This window comes from Streptomyces akebiae, assembly GCF_019599145.1.
In the GTDB taxonomy this organism is placed as follows: domain Bacteria; phylum Actinomycetota; class Actinomycetes; order Streptomycetales; family Streptomycetaceae; genus Streptomyces; species Streptomyces akebiae.
Map to the genome: position 1 here is coordinate 10,110,330 of NZ_CP080647.1, position 18,507 is coordinate 10,128,836.

16 protein-coding genes are annotated in these 18,507 nt (G+C 72.1%); 11 read left to right on the forward strand and 5 right to left on the reverse strand.

Features of this window, described 5'->3' with window-relative positions; translation table 11 throughout:
* Positions 1-136 precede the first annotated feature (136 nt).
* The 6 genes from K1J60_RS43805 (at position 137) to K1J60_RS43825 (ending at position 3,939) form a co-directional block, all read left to right on the forward strand.
* Positions 137-892, forward strand: a complete 756-nt coding sequence (locus K1J60_RS43805) for an SDR family oxidoreductase (protein WP_220651092.1) — start codon at positions 137-139, stop codon at positions 890-892.
* Positions 893-932: 40 nt separating this feature from the next.
* Entirely contained in the window at positions 933-1,619 is a 687-nt protein-coding gene (locus K1J60_RS43810) for a TetR/AcrR family transcriptional regulator (protein WP_220651093.1), read from the forward strand.
* Between the two features lie 331 nt (positions 1,620-1,950).
* Positions 1,951-2,367, forward strand: coding sequence for a hypothetical protein (locus K1J60_RS43815; protein WP_259408194.1), 417 nt, complete (start codon positions 1,951-1,953; stop codon positions 2,365-2,367).
* Between the two features lie 155 nt (positions 2,368-2,522).
* Positions 2,523-2,867 (forward strand): hypothetical protein, encoded by a 345-nt coding sequence (locus K1J60_RS46545; RefSeq protein WP_259408195.1) that lies wholly within the window; start codon positions 2,523-2,525, stop codon positions 2,865-2,867.
* Positions 2,867-3,070: a hypothetical protein gene (locus K1J60_RS46550; protein ID WP_259408196.1), complete on the forward strand. Its 204-nt coding sequence runs from the start codon at positions 2,867-2,869 to the stop codon at positions 3,068-3,070. Before K1J60_RS46545 ends, K1J60_RS46550 begins: the two co-directional genes overlap by 1 nt.
* 71 nt (positions 3,071-3,141) lie before the next feature.
* Positions 3,142-3,939 carry a thioesterase family protein gene (locus K1J60_RS43825; RefSeq protein ID WP_220651094.1) on the forward strand — a complete coding sequence of 266 codons (798 nt, stop codon included), beginning with the start codon at positions 3,142-3,144 and terminating at the stop codon, positions 3,937-3,939.
* A gap of 24 nt (positions 3,940-3,963) precedes the next feature.
* Here K1J60_RS43825 and K1J60_RS43830 read toward each other — a convergent pair whose 3' ends face one another.
* On the reverse strand, positions 3,964-6,852 hold the full coding sequence (locus K1J60_RS43830; protein ID WP_220651095.1) for an nSTAND1 domain-containing NTPase: 2,889 nt from the start codon (positions 6,850-6,852) through the stop codon (positions 3,964-3,966).
* A gap of 205 nt (positions 6,853-7,057) precedes the next feature.
* Here K1J60_RS43830 and K1J60_RS43835 point away from each other — a divergent pair, with 205 nt between their 5' ends.
* The 3 genes from K1J60_RS43835 (at position 7,058) to K1J60_RS43845 (ending at position 10,600) form a co-directional block, all read left to right on the forward strand.
* Complete coding sequence (locus K1J60_RS43835; protein ID WP_220651096.1) at positions 7,058-8,371, forward strand: tryptophan dimethylallyltransferase family protein; 1,314 nt, start codon at positions 7,058-7,060, stop codon at positions 8,369-8,371.
* 49 nt (positions 8,372-8,420) lie between these two features.
* Complete coding sequence (locus K1J60_RS43840) at positions 8,421-9,788, forward strand: tryptophanase (protein WP_220651097.1); 1,368 nt, start codon at positions 8,421-8,423, stop codon at positions 9,786-9,788.
* A 182-nt stretch (positions 9,789-9,970) separates the two neighbouring features.
* Positions 9,971-10,600 (forward strand): class I SAM-dependent DNA methyltransferase, encoded by a 630-nt coding sequence (locus tag K1J60_RS43845; protein ID WP_220651098.1) that lies wholly within the window; start codon positions 9,971-9,973, stop codon positions 10,598-10,600.
* 54 nt (positions 10,601-10,654) lie between these two features.
* On the opposite strand, the gene K1J60_RS43850 is transcribed toward K1J60_RS43845, so the two are convergent.
* From K1J60_RS43850 to K1J60_RS43860, 3 genes are all read right to left on the reverse strand, one after another.
* Positions 10,655-12,097, reverse strand: coding sequence for an FG-GAP and VCBS repeat-containing protein (locus K1J60_RS43850; protein ID WP_259408197.1), 1,443 nt, complete (start codon positions 12,095-12,097; stop codon positions 10,655-10,657).
* Between the two features lie 162 nt (positions 12,098-12,259).
* Entirely contained in the window at positions 12,260-13,426 is a 1,167-nt protein-coding gene (locus K1J60_RS43855; RefSeq protein WP_220651099.1) for an NAD(P)/FAD-dependent oxidoreductase, read from the reverse strand.
* 33 nt (positions 13,427-13,459) lie between these two features.
* The gene (locus tag K1J60_RS43860; protein WP_259408198.1) at positions 13,460-14,173 is read right to left on the reverse strand and encodes a GntR family transcriptional regulator; all 714 of its coding nucleotides are present in this window, start codon (positions 14,171-14,173) and stop codon (positions 13,460-13,462) included.
* A 128-nt stretch (positions 14,174-14,301) separates the two neighbouring features.
* Between K1J60_RS43860 and K1J60_RS43865 the strand changes: the two genes are divergently transcribed.
* Positions 14,302-15,201, forward strand: a complete 900-nt coding sequence (locus K1J60_RS43865; RefSeq protein WP_220651101.1) for an aminoglycoside phosphotransferase family protein — start codon at positions 14,302-14,304, stop codon at positions 15,199-15,201.
* A gap of 18 nt (positions 15,202-15,219) precedes the next feature.
* Here K1J60_RS43865 and K1J60_RS43870 read toward each other — a convergent pair whose 3' ends face one another.
* The gene (locus tag K1J60_RS43870) at positions 15,220-16,800 is read right to left on the reverse strand and encodes a TIGR03086 family metal-binding protein (RefSeq protein ID WP_220651102.1); all 1,581 of its coding nucleotides are present in this window, start codon (positions 16,798-16,800) and stop codon (positions 15,220-15,222) included.
* 112 nt (positions 16,801-16,912) lie between these two features.
* On the opposite strand from K1J60_RS43870, the gene K1J60_RS43875 reads away from it, so the two are divergent.
* Positions 16,913-18,313: a M1 family metallopeptidase gene (locus K1J60_RS43875; RefSeq protein WP_220651103.1), complete on the forward strand. Its 1,401-nt coding sequence runs from the start codon at positions 16,913-16,915 to the stop codon at positions 18,311-18,313.
* Positions 18,314-18,507: the final 194 nt, after the last annotated feature.

An 18,507-nucleotide genomic window follows, 5' to 3' on the forward strand; every position in this document is an offset into this window, starting at 1 on the left:
TGCGCGCCCTCGAACCCGTGCGGGGGATGGGGTGGTGTCGATGGTAAGTGGATCGACTTGCCATAGGGGCGGGCGAGAGTTACCTTCGGTGGTGAGTCCATCGACTTACCTTACGACTCGGCAAGGAACAATCACCATGAATCGTCTTGCGGGCAAGCGCGCCCTCATCACCGGCGGCACCAGTGGGATCGGTCTGGAGACCGCGCGACGTTTTGTCGCGGAGGGGGCCGACGTGCTGGTCACGGGCGTGACCCCGGCCAGCATCGACAACGCGCGGCAGATCCTCGGGGACAAGGTGCCGGTGGTGCAGGCCGATGCACGCGACCTCGACGCGCAGCGCGGCCTGGCCAAGCAGGTGGGTGAGCACTTCGGGGAGCTGGACGTGGCGTTCCTGAACGCCGGGGTCTCGGACTGGCGACCGTTCGAGGACCACACGGAGGACAGCTACGACCGGCTCTTCGACATCAACGTCAAGAGCGTCTTCTTCCTCACCCAAGCCCTGGTGCCCGTGCTGGCCAACCCGTCCTCGGTCATCCTCAACGCGTCCAACAGCGCGCACGGCGGCTATGGGCATGCGAACGCCTACGCCGCGACGAAGGCGGCTCTGGGCTCCCTGATGCGGTCGTGGAACGCGGACCTGCTCAACTCGCACGGCATCCGGTTCAACGCGGTCAGCCCCGGCCCGGTGGACACCCCGCTGTACTCCAAGCTCGGGATCGAGGACGCCGCGCAGCGGGCGGCGGTCCTGGAGGGGATCAGCGCCGGCATCCCGCTGGGTCGCATGGGTATGCCCGAGGAGGTCGCGGAAGCCGTCGTGTACCTGGCCTCGGACGCCTCCGCCTTCGCCGTGGGCCAGGACCTTATCCTGGACGGAGGCCAGACCGTCCTCTGACAGCGAGGACGCGGCCGGGAGACGGGCGAGGGGCGTGGGTATGTCGGTGGCGGACCGAGCGGAAACCGGTGGCGATACGTGCCAGGCCGGGTATCACGCGCAGATCAAGGCGGAGAACCGCGCCCGCATCATCCGCGCCGCCCGCGACCTCTTCCTCGCCCGGGGATACGACAAGACCTCCTTGGCCCAGATCGCCAAGGAGGCCCGCGTCTCCACCGGCACCCTCTTCAAGCGGTACCCCTCCAAGGCCGCGCTGTTCGCGGCCGTCACCTCCGAACAATGGCAGCTGGACGTGGAGTACGCCGCGCCGCCCCCGCCCGGTGACCCCCGCTACGGCCTGGACCACATCGGCCGCGACTACGCCTGCCTGGTCGCGCGGCCCGGCACGGCGGCGCTGTGCCGCCTCATCATCACCGAACTTCCCCAGATGCCGGAACTCGCCGACATCGTCGGCACCGGCTTCGCCATCGACCGAGGACCCTTCTTCGACCGGCTCCGCGACTACCTGGACGCCGAAGCACAGGCCGGCACACTCGACTTCCGTTCGGCCGACGGAAAGCCACAGTCGGCATCCGAGGTGGCCGAACAGTTCCTCGGCATGATCTGCAGCCAGTTCCTGTGGCCCCAACTCGTACGGACCGACTTCGTCCCGCCCAACCCCGCCGACGCCGCGATCGTGGACGAAGCCGTCGCACTCATGCTCAGCCGCTACAGCACGGGGTCCTGAACCCCGGACCACCGGTTCACGCCGCCAGGACCCCGATACGCCGCCCTACCGGGACAGACGCACGTGGCCTCCCGGCCGGCGTGCGCCCCGGGCGCTGCGCTCGGAGGCCCGACCACCTGCAAGTGATCGACGAAATCCTCCAGCACGTGCGAACCCGGGGCGGCAATCGGTCCGCTGTGACGGTGGTGGTCTTCTGCGGCGTCGACCACCGCGGCCTTCGGATACGACGGGTTCCGGCCAACCTGATCGTTTCTGAGTACGCGTACTCAGGTCGGGCGACGATCACATGAGCAGACTGTGGCGTCCAGGACAGACGATTGAGGGAGTGCGCGTGAACCGAACGACAAGGGCTCTGGCCGTGACAGCGCTGACGGTCGGTGCGCTGGCGGGTTCCGGCGTGGGGTCCGCCGCCGCGGCGGGAGATCCTCTGTTGCCCCACCCAGGTCCGGAGGGCCTGGTGTGGGTGCCGGAACAGACCGGCGACGGCGGGGTGGCGTCGGGCGGCGCCTGGGAGAAGCTGCCGACCGTCCTCACGGTGGCCTGCGAGGGCGGCGGTGACGTGCGGGTGACGATGCGATCGCAGGAGACGGAAGTCGCCGCGTTCTCGGTCGACTGCCCGGCGGGAACCGCCGGAGTCGGCTCGGTGACCATGGACGCCGGTGTGGTCCGCAACGGCTCCTTCACCGTCGGGGTCGACGCCTCGTCCGAAGAGATCCGCTGGGCACTGACGGTGACCCAGCCGGAATAGCAGGCACAGCCGGAATGGCCGGGCCGCGCGAGGCAGGGAGACCTCATCTCCCGGCCCCTGCGGGCGGGTTGGGCCGTCGGCACCGCATGATGGGCACATGAGCGAGCACGAACTCCCGGCAGCGGTGGACCCGGCGGCGCTGCTCGACCTGTCCCGTGCCCAGCGGACGCACCGTGCGTCCGCTGGGCACGCGGGAGGCCGGCGGTCACCTGGTCAAGGTGTACGCCCTGGAGGCGCCGGGCCGCCGTGTCACGGACACGGCCGCGGCCTTCGGCACCCTGACGTACGAGATCCTGGCGGGCGCCACCGCCGCCGTCGACTTCCTCGCCGCCCTGGACCCCGGCTCGGGGACCTCGCGCCGGGAGCGCCTCGCCCACTCCCTGGACTCCCTTCACCAGCACGAACTGACGCTGCGCGCACGGCTGCAGGAGAGCTGGAGTCCCTGGGCGACGCCGTCACCGTGCACTCGAAGGCGCCCGACCGCACCGCGACCCTCCTGATGACCCTCGAATGCCGCGACGCCCGCGAGGCGCAGGCGCACCTGGCCGTGCGCGACGCGGTGGCACCGGCCGGGTCGTTCTACGCCCACGAGCCCTTCACCGCGCTCAAGCTCGAAGCCCCCGCCCTGCGCGCGGGCCCGGCCCCCTACAACACCACCGACGACATGGACCGCCTCCTGGCCGGGCTCGCCGCCTTCCTCTGACGTCGCGACCGCGCCGGTGCCCGGCAGCCCCGCGCTCGGAGCGGGCGAAGCCGCTCTGTATCGTCGCCGGAGTGACGAACGAGCCGTTCTACCACCGGGCCGGACCCGCCGCGTTCGAGCCGACCCGGGCCACCGAGAGCCCCTGGGACCAGTCGCTGCAACACGGTGGTCCGCCGGCCGCGCTCCTGCTCGGCGAGATCGAGCGGGCGGTGGGCGGTCCCGGGCGGATCACGGCGGCCCAGATCGACTTCCTCGGTGCGATCCCGCGCGAGACCGGTCACGTCGAGGTCCGCACGCTCCGCCCCGGCCGCCGGGTCCGCCTCGACGCGGCCACGCTGACGATCCGTGGCAGGGTGGTGGCCGAGGCCAGATGCTGGACGACGGCCACCACCGCCCAGGCGGACAGGCGGGTCGAACACCTCCCGTCGCCGCTGCCCGCCCTCCCGGGCGCCACGCCCCATCCGCCCTTCCCCGGCTTCCCGGGCGCCTGGCACTATCCCGAAGCGATCGAATGGCGGTTCGTCCACGGCGGCGGCGGAGAACCGGGGCCAGCCGCGGTCTGGACCCGGGTCCGGGTCCCGGTGGTCGAGGGCGAGGCCGCCACGCCGTTGCAGCGCCTGGCGGTGGTGGCCGACTCGGCGAACGGCATCTCCAACGAACTCGCCCTGGACCGCTTCCTGTTCGTGCCCACGGCCCTGCAGCTGAGCCTGCACCGGCATCCCGCGAGCGAGTGGATCCTGCTGGACGCCCGCACCTCACTGTCCGGAGACGGCATCGGGACCACGGTGACGGACCTGTGCGACCTGTCCGGGACGCTCGGCACCGGAACCCAGCCGCTCCTCGTCCAGCCCCGCGACCCCGCCGAGTGACGGCCCGTCCGCACGGGGGCCGGTTCAGTCGTGACCGGGGCAGGGCGGGCGGTGGTCGAGGCCGGGGAAGTGGCGGGTCCACCGGGCGGGGGTGAGCGGCGTGCGGGCGTGGGAGCAGGCGTGGGCGAGCACCCAGGCGACGTCGGTGTTCCAGATCTCGATCGTGTGGTCGTTGCTGAGGGTGGCGACGGTGTCGGACGCCGCCAGGGGCACGACGACCGCGAGGCCGCCGGAGAGGCCGGTCAGCAGCGCTCGTTCGGTCGGACGCGAGCGGTCGGTCGCCTTCCACAGGCGTACGGTGCCGTCCTGTCCGGCGGTGATCACCTCCTGGCCGTCCGGGGTGAACTCCACGTAGCCGATCATGCCGGTATGGGCGTGGAGCCGGCCGAGCCTTCGGTGGTGGCGCGGATCGGTGACGTCCCACAGGCGTGCCGTGCGGTCGTCGCTGCCGGAGACGAGGGTGCGGCCGTCCCGGCTGAAGGCGAGTCCGACGACGAAGTCGTCATGGTCGCGCAGAACGGCGGTCGTGGAGGCGCGGAGGGGGTCGGTGACGTCCCACAGGCGGACGGTGCGATCGTCGGAGCCGGAGGCCAGGACGGAGCCGTCGGGGCTGAAGGCGACCGGTTTGACGTTGAGCGAGTGGCCGGTCAGTTCCCGCAGGAAGCGGGGGCGGGCGGGGTCGCGGACGTGCCACAGGCGGATCGTGTCGTCGTAGCTGCCGGTGGCGAGGGTGCGGCCGTCCGGGCTCATGGCCAGGGAGAAGACGAAGTCCCCGTGCAGGCTCGGGGTGGTCGACCGCAGGTGTGGGCGGCTCGGGTCGGTCACGTCCCAGAGCCGGATCGCGCGGTCCTCACCGATACCGGCCAGCGTTTCGCCGCCAGGGCCGAAGGCCAGGGTGTGGGCGCTGTCGGGGTGGTCGTGGGTCGTGCCCAGGAGGCGTGGGTCGCGGGGGTCGGTCATGTCCCACATCCGGAGGCTTCCGTCGTCGTGCGCGGTGGCGAGCCTGCGGCCGTCAGGGGTGACGGCCAGGCCGTGGACATGGCGGGCCAGGGTGTGCGGGGCGACGCTCAGCAGGCCGTTGCGGGTGGTCCGGTTCGACTCCAACCGGTATGCGGCAAGGGCTAGTTGGACGGCGAGCGAGCGGTCGCGGGTCCGCAGGGCCGCCGAGGTCTCGACGGCCTGGAGCGCGAGGAGGTGGTTGCGCTGTGCGGTGACGGTCTGCTGGGAGCGCAGCGCATGGCCGACGGCGGTCGCCGCGCACAGGAGCAGGACGACGAGGGCCGCGACGAGGCGGCGCAGCCGGCGGATACGGTGGCGGGCACGCCGGGTCTGCGCCTGTTCCGCCGCCTCGCTCGTGTCCAGGAAGGCGCGTTCCCGGGCGCTGAGTGTCTCCTTCGGCAGGTCCTTGGCGGCGGCCAGACGCAGCCCCCGGTAAAGGGTGTCGGGATCGCGGTCCAGGGATTCCCAGACGGCGGTGGCCTCGGTGAGCGCGCGGTGCAGGCGCAGTCGTTCGCGGTTCTCGCCCAGCCAGTCACCGAGACGGGGCCAGCAGCGGATCAGGGCCTCGTGGGCGATCTCGACGTGGTCCCGGTCGACGGTCAGCAGACGTGCCCGGGTGGCTTGTTCGAGGACCAGCGCGGTGTCGTGGCCGTCGTCGAGTTCGTGGCGCGGTACACGGCGTTTGGTGTCCTCGGTGCCCTCGCCCAGGGCGATGAGGCGGACGAACAACAGGCGTGCGACGGTCTGCTGGGCGTCGTTCAGGGACGCGTGGAAGGCCTCGGCGGTCTGCGCGAGGGCGCCCTCGAAGCCGCCTGCCGCCTGGAATCCCGCGAGGGTGAGGGTGTTGCCGCGCCGACGGTGCCAGGTCTCCAGAAGGGCGTGCGAGAGCAGGGGAAGCGCTCCGGGCCGGCCGTGGGCGTCGGCGGTGAGCGCCGCGAGCAGGGCGCCCTCGACGGTCAGCCGGACCCGGGAGGCCGGCTGGACGATCGCCGCCCGCAGTTCGTCCAGCGTCATCGGGCCGACGGGGACATGGGCCTCCGCCAAGGCGTCGACGAGGGCCGGCAGTCGGGTGCAGTGCGTGTAGAAGTCGGACCGCACGGCCAGTGCGACGCGGCAGCGGCTGTCGGGAGCGTGCGCGGCGTGCAGGAGCGCGGAGACGAAGGCATCACGCTCCCGCGCGTCAGAACAGAGGGTGAAGACCTCCTCGAACTGGTCCACGACGACGATGAGTTCGTCGGCCGCATCCGGTGAGCCGGCCAGGATCTGGCGTACGACACGGTGGAGCGTGCGCGGCTCCGAGGCGAGTTCGCCCGCGACGGCTCCTGGTGTGAGACGGGCACGGGCAGCCAGGTGGATCGCGCATTCCTCCAGCGGACGGGCACCCGGGGTGAATACCAGGGCCGGTTCGCCGGAGAATTTGGGCAGCACCCCGGCGCGCAGCACCGAGGATTTCCCTGATCCCGAGGCCCCGAACAGAACGAGAAATCTCTTTCTGCGCAGATGTTCGACGAGTCTGGCGGTCAGATTCTCCCGGCCGAAGAAAGCGTCGGCGTCCGACTCTTGGAAAGAGGCCAGACCGACATAGGGCGATGCGTCCGTCGGTCCCTCGGCCCGCCCGGGCACCGAGGTGGGGGTGGCGCGTTCGGCGGCGCACTCGGCGGCCGTTCTGCGCCAGATCAGCTCCCATTCCCGCACGTCACCGCCGCAGGCGCGGACATAGGCGAGGGTGACTGCCAGAGAGGGAAGTTGACGTCCCCCCGCGGCCGCGGAGAGCGCCGCGATCGAATAGTGCGCCCGCTGAGCGAGGTCCCGATAGGTGGGACCACCGGCCTGCTCCCGCAGTTTCCGCAAGCGCGCGGCGAAATCCCGCAGTGGGCCGCTCTCCGCTTCCAGCGGGCGCTCTCCCCTTGGCACCTGAAACGCACCTCCCCCTGAGCCGTTCGGGATTGTTCACCATGCGTTTGTTCAGCGCCAGCCCGCCGATCGTGAACAACGCGCAAGGGCTACAAACGGTGCGTCAGCCATCGCGAGAACGGTGCGTCAGCCACCGCGTCGGACGGCCCGGTCCGAGCCGCGGTCGGGCGCTGCGACCACAACCGATCCAGGAGCACGAGCACACATGAACGCCTACACACGGCACTGCGCCCACGGGCCCGGCGGAGGCGCGGCGACCCCGCCCCCGTTCCCGGCATCCGACCCGGTCGGGGAGGCCGAGAGCCGCCGCGCCCCGGACCGACTGGGGCACTTCACCGCCGCACAGCTGGGACGGCTGTGCGAGGTGGCCGGAATCGACGCCAGGCAGCGGACCACTCACCAGCGGGTCCTGTCCGAACTGCTGGGCCCGGCCGCCGCGCTGCCCTTGGACGGCCCACCGCCTTCCCCCTGCTTCGTCTCGGACGACCACACACCGGTGGAGTTCTCCCTGTCCTTCCCCGCCGGTACCGCTCCGGTCCTGCGTGTGCTGGTCGACCCGGGCTTCGCCGCCCGGTCGCTGCGGAACAACGCCCGCACGGCATGGGCCGCGGTGGGGCGCCTGGCGGCCCAATGGGGGATCGGGCTGGGAGAGCTGACCCGCCTGAGCGACCTCTTCCTCCCGCCGGAGCCCCACGGCCCGCTGACCCTGTGGTGCGCCCTCGAACTGCGGCCGACCGGCCCCACGGGAGTCAAGCTGTACCTGAATCCGGGCGCCCGGGGCGTCGAGCGCGCCATGGAGACCGTCGCCGAGGCCATGACGAGGCTCGGCCACGCCCGCGCCTTCGAACCCGTACGGCGCTACGTGGCCGCCCGCTCGCCGGAGCGGTGCGCCTTCATGTTCTTCGCCCTGGACGTGGGCCCGTGGACCGAGCCGCGGGTGAAGGTCTACGTCGTACACCCCGGCGCCACGGCCGCCGAAGCGGCCGACGCAGCCCGTCCGGTGCCCGGGGCGAGCCCGGAACGGGTCGCGGACCTGTGCCGCCTCGTCGGCGGGGACGCCACCTTCGACCGGCTCCCGCTCGTCTCCTGCTACTCGTTCACCGGCGCGGACACTCACCACCCGACCGGCCACGGCATCCACGTCCCAGTCCGGGCCTACGTCCGCGACGACCGGGCGGCACGCGACCGTGCCGTACGGCTCCTGCGCCAGTACGGCGTACCCACCGCGCCACTCGACCATGCCCTGGCCGCGCTCACCCCCCGCCGCCTTACCGCCGGCGTCGGCCTCATCTCCTATCTGAGCCTGGTCCAGGCGGGGCGGCAGGCACCCCGGATCACCACCTACTTCTCCTCCGAGGCGTACCGCGTCCTCCCACCACGGGGTGACACCGCACCGCGGAGCCCTGCGAAGGACCGACCCGCCGAGCCGGGCTCCACCGAGCCGGGCCCCGCAACGCCGCGTTCCACCGAGCCGGGCCCGGCTGCCACGAGCCCGACAGCGTCGCGCACGACCGACTGAGCCCCGTCCCGCCCACCCGTCCGGCATACACCCGAAGGGAAGACCGATCGTGGAACCGTACCGGATCAAGGTCGTCGAGCCGATTCCCGTCACCACCCGCGAACAGCGTCAGGCCGCCCTCGCCCGGGTCCACTACAACCTCTTCGACCTGCGGGCCGACGAGGTCACCGTCGACCTGCTCACCGACTCGGGCACCGGAGCCCTGTCCGCGGCCCAGCTATCCGCCGCCATGGAAGGCGACGAGTCCTACGCGGGCTCGCGCTCCTTCCATCGCTTCCATGACACCGTCCGGGAACTCACCGGATACCCGCACATCCTGCCGGTGCACCAGGGACGCGCGGCCGAACGGCTCCTGGCCTCCACGCTCCTGGGCCCCGGCAGGATCTTCCTGAGCAACACGCACTTCGACACCCTGCGGGCCAATGTCGCGCTGGTCGGGGGTGAGGCCTGGGACCTGCCCTGCCCCGAGGCCGAAGACCTGGACAGCCGCGAGCCGTTCAAGGGGAACATCGACACCGCCCGTCTCAAGGCAGTCCTGGAAGGCCCCGACGGCAGCCGTGTCGCCGCGGTGATCATGACGCTCACCAACAACGGCGGCGGGGGCCAGCCGGTGTCCATGGCCAACCTGACCCTGACCTCCGCGCTCTGCCGGGAGCACCGCGTGCCCCTGATCCTGGACGCGGCGCGGTTCGCGGAGAACGCCTGGCTGGTCACCCGGCGCGAGCCCGGCTACCGCGACCACAGTCCCCGGCAGGTCGCCGAGGAGGCCTTCCGGCTCGCCGACGGATGCACGATGAGCGCGAAGAAGGACGGCATCGCCCACATCGGCGGCTTTCTCGGCCTGCGCGACAGCGATCTGGCCCGGCGCTGCGAGTTGCTGCTCATCGCCACCGAGGGGTTCCCCACCTACGGCGGACTGGCGGGCCGCGACCTGGACATGGTCGCCCAGGGCCTGCGCGAGGTCACCGACCCGGGGTATCTCCGCGCCCGGGCCGAGGACACCGCCTATCTGGCGGACGTGGTGCGGTCGGCGGGCGTCGACATCGTAGAGCCGCCCGGGCTGCACGCGCTCTACCTCAACGCCGGCCGTCTGCTGCCGCACATCCCGCCGCACCACTTCCCCGGCCAGGCACTGGCCTGCCAGTTGTATCTGGAGGGCGGCATCCGTTCCGTGGAACTCGGCTCCCTCTACCTGGGCACCGAGGACGAGTCCGGCGCCCCCCTCACCAGCGCCCCGTACGAACTGCTGCGACTGGCCATTCCCCGCAGGACCTACACGCGCGGCCACTTCGACCACATCGGCCGGACGCTGGCCCGCACGGTCCGCGACGCCCACCTCGTCCCCGGCCTCCGCATCACCGAACAGCCCGCCCTGCTACGCCAGTTCCGCTCGAAACTCGCCCCCGTAGGCCCGTAGGCCCGTAGGCCCGTAGGCCCGTAGCCCGGCTCACGGCCACGACCGGCACGACGATGCGGCGGGGCCCCGCCCGAGGCCGCCACCGTTAAGATCCAGTCGGCTCGGGGTCGTGGCCGTTGACCATGCTGCGACGGCAGGGGCCGTGTCCGTGTGGTGGAGCCTGATCGGAAGGCGTGCTGAACATGACCGGAGATCGTGACCGTTGGGCCGAACTGACCGGCGGACAAGCCGGGGAGGAGTACGCCCGGCGTTTCGCGCGGCTCGCCGCATCGGGCCAGGACATCCACGGCGAGGCCGATTTCTGCGCGGCGTTGCTGGCGCGGCCCGCCGTCCGCGTGCTCGACGCCGGCTGCGGCACCGGCCGGATCGCGATCCGGCTCGCCGAACTGGGCCACTCCTGCACCGGCGTGGACATCGACCCCTCGATGCTCGCCGTCGCCCGCCGGGAGGCCCCCGAGCAGGAGTGGCTCCTCGGCGACCTCGCCCGTCTGGACACCCTCGGCCTGGAACCGGGCTACGACCTGACGATCGCCGCCGGGAACGTCATCCCGCTCCTGGCGCCGGGCACCGAGGCCGCAGTCGTCCAGCAGTTGGCCGCCGTAATGGGCCCCGGCGGACTGCTGGTCACGGGCATGGGCCTGGACGCGGCCCACCTGCCGCTGCCGGAACCGACGGTCACCCTCGCGGAGTTCGACCACTGGTGCGACAGGGCCGGACTGACCCTGCGGCAGCGCTACGCCACGTGGAGCGCAGACCCCTACGAAGAGGGCTGCGGCTATGCCGTCAGCGTGCACTCCCGCTCCACCGTGTGACCGCTCCACCGTGTGACCGCTACGGCGCGCGTGGACACGGCGCGCTCGGCGGTCTCAGCGGGCGAAGACGCTCGCGAACTTCCGGCCCTCCACCACCGGGTATCCGAAGTCCGTCGCGTTGAAAGAGGTCGCCGAGGTGGTCGTGAGGCCGGAGGCCGAGCCCCGCAGCACCCATGCCGCGCCGTCGTCGTAGCCGTTCGGCACGACGTCCTCGCCGTACGCGCCGATCGCGAGGTCGGCCTTGCCGTTGCCGTTGATGTCACGCAGGCGCAGGGACGAGCCGAAGTGGTCGCCGGCCTCCGCGGCACCCGGTACCCCCGCAGTGGCCTGGTGGAAGGACTGGGCGCCGCTCGTCGTCAGACCACTCGAACTCCCCTTGAGGAGTACGACGTTGCCGACGGTGCGCTTGCCGTCGACCTCCTCTCCGGGGGCGCCGATCGCGAGGTCCGCACGGCCGTCGCCGGTCACGTCGCCGAGGGCGAGCGCGGAGCCGAAGGCGTCGTAGGCCTCGTCGGTGCCGGGGACCCCGGGACTGTCCTGGTGGTACGTGCGGCCCTTGAGCGGCAGCCCGGACGCCGACCCGTAGCGCACCGTGAACGAACCGCCCTTGCCACCCGCGGAGTCGGCGACGACCAGGTCCTCGTACCCGTCGCCGTTGATGTCGCCCGTCGCGACCGCCGACGACCACCATGCCGCCGAGCCGGTCGTCCCGTCGTCGCTCAGGACCGTGTGTACGGAGCCGATGTCGCCGGGGCCGCCGCGCAGCACCCCGACGTAGCCGGGGGCGGGGGAGCCGTCGGGCTCGGTCCGGCTCCCGTGCAGGATGTACTCGTAGCCGTTGCCGCCGTCCTTGGAGGAGAAGTGGCCGGCCACGACGCCGTCGAGTCGCACGCCGTCCGGCAGGAAGTCGAATTCGGGGGCGATCGCGCCCTCCTGCGTGGGTCCTCCGTCGCCGTACCACCAGAACGTGTCGGCACCCACGACGGCGAGCTGGGCGGTTCCGTCCCCGTCGAGATCGGCGAAGGCCACGCCCTCGCCGAAGCCGGCCGCCTCGGCGGTCGGGGCGGTCAGGGCGATACCGCCGGAGGTGAACGGCTTCGCGCCGCCCCAGACGATCGTCACCGAGCCGCGCGGCTTGCCGGTGACCTCCTCACCGGGGGCGCCGACGATCAGGTCGGCGTAGCCGTCGTGGTTCACGTCGCCGCTGGTGACGTTCTCCCCGAATTTGTCCACGCTCTCCGTGGCACCGGGCACGCCGGGGGTGTTCTGGGTGACGTTCACGAACCGGGTCCGGCTGACGCCGGAGGAGGAGCCGAAGAGGACGGTGACCGTACCGCCGCTCGCCTTGGGCGTGCCGATGGCGAGATCGCGGTAGCCGTCGCCGTTGAAATCGTCCGCCGCACCGGAGGGCGCCGCCCCGGCCGAGGGTGCGGCGAGTCCGGTGACGGCGAGGGCGAGGGCGGCGACCGTGGCCACCGGCAGGGTTCGTGCGCGCAACGTGATGCTCCCGTTCTGATCACCGACGCCCGTACGACCCTCCGCGTACACAAAGGGTTGTACGCCGGGGAGGACGGGGTGAACGGGACGCACGGCGCGACAGCCCTCGCGCACCCTCGCCCTCCTCCCGCCGCACGCGAAATCGTGGCGCGGTGCGGTCGGCTACTGCTCGCCCAGCCCGACGGCCCGTTGGTCCACCTCGACGTCCGAGCGGGGTACGCCCTTGAACCGGGTGGGCCGGAAGGACCGGAGAAGGCTCTGCTCCTGATCGGTGGTGAGTTCGGCCGCGACCAGGCGCCCCAGAATCGGTGCCAGGGTGACGCCGCTGTGCGAGACGAGGCAGTAGACGCGGGACCGCCCGGAGGCGTAGCCGGCGACGGTGTGGCCGTCCGCGGGCAGTGACCGCAGACCGACACGCAGCTCGATCTCCGGTTCCCGGCGGGGGCCGGGCAGCAGCGCGGAGAACCGCCGGGCGAGGGTGCGCGCGATGTCCCCGTCGACGGAGGGAGGGTCCGCCGGATCGACGTCGGCGTTCAGGTCGAGGGCCTGGAGGACCGTACGCCCGTCGGTGCCTGGGCGGAGGTTGAGGCCCGGGCTGTGGATCACGCAGCGCAGGTCGAGGACGGGGGACGCGGCGTACCCGAGCAGGCCGACGGTCTGCGCTCCACGACCCGTGTCGGTCACCATGGGAATGTCGATCCCGGCCCGCGCGGCGAGCCGCTGGCTCCAACGCCCGGCCGACAGGACGACGCGATCCCCCGTATGGACCTGGCCCCCGACGAGAGTGACGGTGACTCCGTCCGGCCCGTCGTCGACGGCCTCGACCTCACCGGTCAGGTACGTGGCACCGTGCTGCCGGGCGTCGGCGAGCAGGTTGCGCACGAAGAGTTCCGGCAGCACGTACCCCTCGCTCGGGAAGTGCGCGATGGAGGTGATGGTCGCCGGGACGCGCAGCTCGCCCGCCGTCCGCGTGGCCTCGTCGGCCGTGACCCAGTGCACGGGGTAGCCGAGAGACCGCAGCCGTGCCACGTTGTCGGCGAGCCGCTGCTCGTTCGCGGCGTCCGCCCACTGCAGCGCCCCGCTGGGGACGTAGGACGGCGCACCGGGCAGTCGCTCGGCGAGCCTGGCGTGCTGCTCCATGCCCGCGAGATTCAGCCGGTGGTAGGCCGGGTCGGGCTTCCGGCTGGAGTTGGTCCAGGCGAAGGTGGTCGCGCTCGTGCCGGTACCGGCTCCCCGCTGATCGAGGAGGAGCACCTCCTGGCCGGCGACGGCGAGTTCCCTCGCGACGCTCAGGCCCAGTACACCGGCACCGATGATGATGACCTTCATGGTTCGCATCCCCTTTCCGGAGGCGACTGGTGCTCACATGGGCGGGACCGGCAGCTCCAGGAAGAACTCGGCGGTTCCCGGCCGGACGAGGGTCGTGACCACCTCGACGGTGGTCGCGTCCTCCGCGCGCAACTCCCTGCGCCTCATCAGCGCCGGGGTCCCGACCTCGCTGTTCAGCAGGGCGGCGTCGTGCTCGTCGAGGACCACCGGGTCGAGGTAGAGCCGGATCGCGTCGACGGGTACGCCTCTGCGCTGCAGGTACGGGAGGGTGACGAGGTCTTCGAGGTTCTCGTCCAGCAGGTCGGGGGCGGCCGCGAACAGCACGACGTGCCGCTCGATCGACTGCGGCTCCTCGCGCACGTTCAACTTGCGGCGGACCAGTTCCACCACGGCCGTGTCCGCGTCGGCGCCGGGGAGGGCCAGGACCGCGTCGACGGCCCTGACGATCCGTGCGGACACGACCTCGTGCCGGCCCGGTGCGCCTTTGGCGGCTGTCGCGGGGGTGACGAAGTTGAGCAGATTGATCTGCCGCGTCACGTCCGCGACGAACGTACCGTGACGCCGCCGCCGGATCGCCAGCCCCGCCTCCGCCAGGTCGTTCAGGACGCGTTGTGCCGTGGCGCGGCTGACACCGTGTTGAACGGAGAGATCCTTCTCGGTCGGCAACCGCGTGCCGGGAGGCAGTTCCCCGGCCCGGATCCTCGCTTCGATCTCTCGTCTGATCTGTACGTAAAGCGGCGCGGCCACCTGACCAGTCCGTTCTTCGAGTCCGCCGACCGGCGGTACTGTTACCGTTCCCCTGAGCATAAGACCATACAATCCCTCAATTGACCGGTCAATTGAGGGAGTTGATGGATCTCGTACCGTGACTCCGCATGACCGATGGCGAGATCGAGATCACGGCAGACCTTGTCCGCGAGCTGTTGCGGGAGCAGCATCCGGACCTTGCGGGGCTGGCCGTCCGCGAGGTGGCGGGAGGCTGGGGCAACCAGATGTGGCGGCTCGGGGACGACTTGGCCGTGCGCATGCAGCGCATGGACCCGACCCCGGAACTCCTGCTCAAGGAGCGCCGATGGCTGCCCGTCCTGGCCCCGCGCCTGCCGCTCCCGGTGCCGATCCCGGTGCGCGACGGTGAACCGTCCGCGCGCTTCCCCAAGCACTGGACCGTGATGACGTGGGTTCCGGGCGAGCCGTTGGACCACGGCTCGATCAGCCGCGGCGATCACGCGGCCGACACGCTGGCGGGTTTCCTCAGGGCACTCCATGTGGAGGCACCCGCCGACGCGCCGGCCGCTTCGGACCGCGGCGGTCACCCCGAGGAGTGCACGGACGGCTTCGAGAGGTTCTTCCGATCCGTCGACCCCGGCGACCTGGCCGCCGACGTCCGGGCCGTCTGGGACGACGCCGTGGCGGCCCCCGAGTGGAAGGGCCCGCGGGTGTGGGTCCACGGTGACCTGCATCCCGCGAACGTCGTCGTCTCGGACGGGACGCTGACCGGCGTGGTCGACTTCGGCGACTTGTTCGCCGGCGACCCGGCATGGGACCTCGCGGCCGCCTGGGTCCTCCTTCCCGCAGGCGCCGCCGCTCGGTTCTTCGACGTGTACGCGCGTGCGGACGAGGCGACGATCCGGCGCGCCCGCGGGCTCGCCGCCATGAAGTGCCTGTTCCTCATGCTCATGGGCCAGAACGGGGACCGGGGCCTTCCTGGCGGCAAGCCGGCATGGGGACCCGCGGGCCGGGCAGCGCTCGAACGTGTCATCTCCGGCCCGCGTTAGCGCACCGGCGGCAGCTCGCTAGCCAGGGATGCGGCGTCCGAGAAACGCGGCTACCCGGTCAAGGGCGGCGGCGTGCTCGGGTACGGGCCGCACCGGCGCGATGGATCCACCGGCGGTGCGGGGCAGGTCGCCGTAGATCTCCCGGACGACCGGCAGGGCGGCGCGCGCGATCTCGGGCTGCGGATCGCGGTCGAGGCCGAGCGCGGTGGCGAGGTCCCAGCCGTGGACCAGCAGTTCGACGAGGAGTTGCTCGACCACGCGACGGCCGGGAGCTGGGCCGAAGGAGCGGCCCAGCATGCCCGGTTGCCGGAAGGCGGCGCGAGCCGAGGCGGCGGCGGCCTCGAAGGCGGCGATGTGGTCGTCGCCGAGGTGGTCCTCGTCGTGGCCGACGCTGGGGGGCGTGCCCGCAGCCAGGCCGCCCCAGATGATGTTCTCCCACACGAGATGGTCGAGCAGGTCCCGTACGGTCCACTTCTCGCAGGGGGTCGGCAGGCCGAACTGGTCCGGCGCCGCCGCGCGCACGAGGGTGCGCACGGTGTCCTGGACGCGCGTGAAAGCGTCCAGGACACCGCCCGGCCAGGGGTCGGTGTCGTCCGCGTAGAGGGCTTCGAGGCCGGCCTCGCGCGCGCCGGGCGCCGGGTTGGCGCGCAGCGCGGTGACGAGCCACTGTCCTTCCGCCGCGATCCCGGCGGGCGCGGGCCGGCCGCCGAGGACACACAGCAGTTGCCAGAAGCGCTCGACGGCGGGTTCGGACGCGGCGGTGAGCTGCTCGCGCAGGAGTGCGCGTGCCTCGGTGCCGTCCGAGCGCACGGCGGGGTCGGTGTTCGCGCGGCTGGGCAGCCACGCGGCGACGACGTCGGCGACGGCCCGGTCGGCGGCGGGGGAGTCCGCCGCGACACCGGCCCGCATCGCCTCACGGACGCGTGCGGTCCAGAGGTCGGTGAGCGCGTGCATCTCCTCAGCGGCGGAGGCCTCTTGAGCCCCCCGCCCCTGACGGGCGCCGTACTCCGCGAGGCGCCGCACGGCGGGACGCAGGCCCCCGTCGGCCACCAGTTCGCCCAGCTCCAGCCAGGCCTCGACCTGCTCGTCGGTGGGATCCTCCGGCAGGTCGGAGCCGGCCGCGAGGAGCCCCTCGCGGAAGTCGGGCACGTCCAGATCGCCGAGTGTGTCGGTGAGGAAGTCGTGGACCAGCTCGCGACGTTCGTCGGGAGACATGTGGGCGGTGCGGGTCATCAGGGCGAGCCCTTCGTGGGTGGTACGTCGGGTGACGGTGCGCAGGACGGCCTGGTGGGTCCGCAGACGGCGGATCTGCGCCTCCAGAGCCTCGACGTGCGCGGCCGCCACCTCCGTGAGCCCGTCCTCGCGGTCCAGGGCGGCCCGGATCTCCCCGAGCCCCATCCCCAGGTCCCGCAGCGTGCGGGCCAGGTGCAGCCTCGCCACACCGGCGGCGTCGTAGCGGCGGTAACCGCAGGAGGTCCGGTCGGCCGGCGTCACGACCCCCACGTCCGACCAGTGCCGCACCACTTTCACCGGCAGCCCGACCTGCCGCGCCACGGCCCCGATACTCCACGTGGGCCGCGACGCCTCGTCCCTGTGCATGCGCTCCACTCTCGACTCTCCCTGTGTGGGAGAGTCAAGCAGCCGTGGCACGCCACACGAGCGCCCTCCAAGTCGGCGCCGTCCGAGCCGAGTTGTGGCAGGATCCGAAAGCATGTCGCCGTCGATCAGCTGGTCGCCCGAGTCCGGTCGTCGTCTGACGAGTGTTCTGCTCGTCCTCCTCGTGCAGCTCCTCGCGGTCGGTCCCGGTGCGCCGGACGCCGACGCGGCGGCCGGCCCGGGAGCGAGCGCGGTCGCGACGCCGGACCTGGCTCGCTACGACGTGTCCCTGCGCTCCGACGCCGACGGCGGCCACTGGACGGGACGGCAGCGGGTGTCGTTCCGGAACGCCTCGCGTCAGCCGCTGCACGAGGTGTACCTGCGCCTGTGGGGCAACGGCGAGGACCAGTGCGGCACGCCCGGCTCGCCTCCGCCCGTCACCGTGTCGAACGTCGACGGGGGCACGCCGGACCGGCTCACCGTGCGGTGCACGGCCCTGCGCATCGCCCTCCCCGGCCCGCTCGGGCACGGAGAGCGGACGACGGTCGCCTTCGACGTCTCCCTCACCGTGCCCGACCGCAACGCGCGCTTCGGCCGCGAGGGGGCCCACCGCTTCCTCGGCAACGCCCTCCCGGTGCTCGCCGTGCACGACGCACAGGGGTGGCACCTCGATCCGTACGCGGCACTCGGTGAGAGCTTCCACGCGCTCACGAGCGACTTCCGGGTCCGGCTCGACCACCCGTCGGCCCTGAAGGTCCCCGCGACCGGCCGCACCCGGGCCCTCCCCGACGGTCGCGGCCGTACGGTCACGCTGAGCGTCGCGCACAGGGTGCGGGACTTCGCGTGGGCGGCGGGCCCGTTCCGCACCGCGACGCAGACCACGCCCGGGGGTGTCCGCGTGAAGTCGTACTGGGCGAGCGACACACCCGCCGCGGGGGTCCGTCTCAACCGTACGGACGCCGTCGCCGCCATCGACCGCTTCAGCGAGGAGTTCGGCCGGTACCCGTACGGCGAGATCGACCTCGTGCTGACCCCCGGGTTCGGCGGCGGCATGGAATACCCGGGCCTGGTCCTGGTCGGCACCACCGAGGAGGGCGGCGCCGTCGTCCACGAGGTGGCGCACCAGTGGTGGTACGGCATCGTCGGGAACGACGAGTACACCTCGCCGTGGCTGGACGAGAGCTTCGCCCAGTACGCCAACGCCCGCTTCTACGGGTGGGAGACCCGCGACTGCTGGTCGGACGTCCACTGGCCGAGCGACGGTGCCGCGCTGACCAACTCGATGGCCTACTGGTCCGGGCACCGCGACGAGTACCACCTCGTCTACACGGCGGGGCCCTGCGCACTGGCCGACCTGGAACGCACGCTCGGCGCCGACACCATGGCCCGCTTCCTCGAGCGGTACGCCCGGGACCACTGGTACGGCGTCTCCACCACGGCCGCCTTCAAGAAGGCCGCACAGGCGGCCACGGACGAGGACCTCGGCCCGTTCTGGGAGACCCACCGCATTCGGTGACGATGCATCACGGGCACGGGCACGAACCCGGACACGAGCCCGGGATCGCGGGCGTGACCGGATCTGCCACCCCTGACCTGCGGTTTCTCGGGGCGGCAAGTCCATGTGCCGTGGGGCGGCACGCGCGCTAGGAGGTACCGGTCACGTGCTGTGTGATGTCCGGCGCCCGGCATCCCGCATCCGACCACACGAAG

Bases quoted from the DNA above. Each gene is read 5' to 3' on its own strand.
- K1J60_RS43805 (WP_220651092.1), top strand. From the start codon at position 137: ATGAATCGTCTTGCGGGCAAGCGCGCCCTCATCACCGGCGGCACCAGT.
- K1J60_RS43810 (WP_220651093.1), top strand. From the start codon at position 933: ATGTCGGTGGCGGACCGAGCGGAAACCGGTGGCGATACGTGCCAGGCC.
- K1J60_RS46550 (WP_259408196.1), top strand. From the start codon at position 2,867: ATGACCCTCGAATGCCGCGACGCCCGCGAGGCGCAGGCGCACCTGGCC.
- K1J60_RS43835 (WP_220651096.1), top strand. From the start codon at position 7,058: ATGAACGCCTACACACGGCACTGCGCCCACGGGCCCGGCGGAGGCGCG.
- K1J60_RS43845 (WP_220651098.1), top strand. From the start codon at position 9,971: ATGACCGGAGATCGTGACCGTTGGGCCGAACTGACCGGCGGACAAGCC.
- K1J60_RS43855 (WP_220651099.1), bottom strand. From the start codon at position 13,426: ATGAAGGTCATCATCATCGGTGCCGGTGTACTGGGCCTGAGCGTCGCG.
- K1J60_RS43865 (WP_220651101.1), top strand. From the start codon at position 14,302: ATGACCGATGGCGAGATCGAGATCACGGCAGACCTTGTCCGCGAGCTG.
- K1J60_RS43870 (WP_220651102.1), bottom strand. From the start codon at position 16,800: ATGCACAGGGACGAGGCGTCGCGGCCCACGTGGAGTATCGGGGCCGTG.
- K1J60_RS43875 (WP_220651103.1), top strand. From the start codon at position 16,913: ATGTCGCCGTCGATCAGCTGGTCGCCCGAGTCCGGTCGTCGTCTGACG.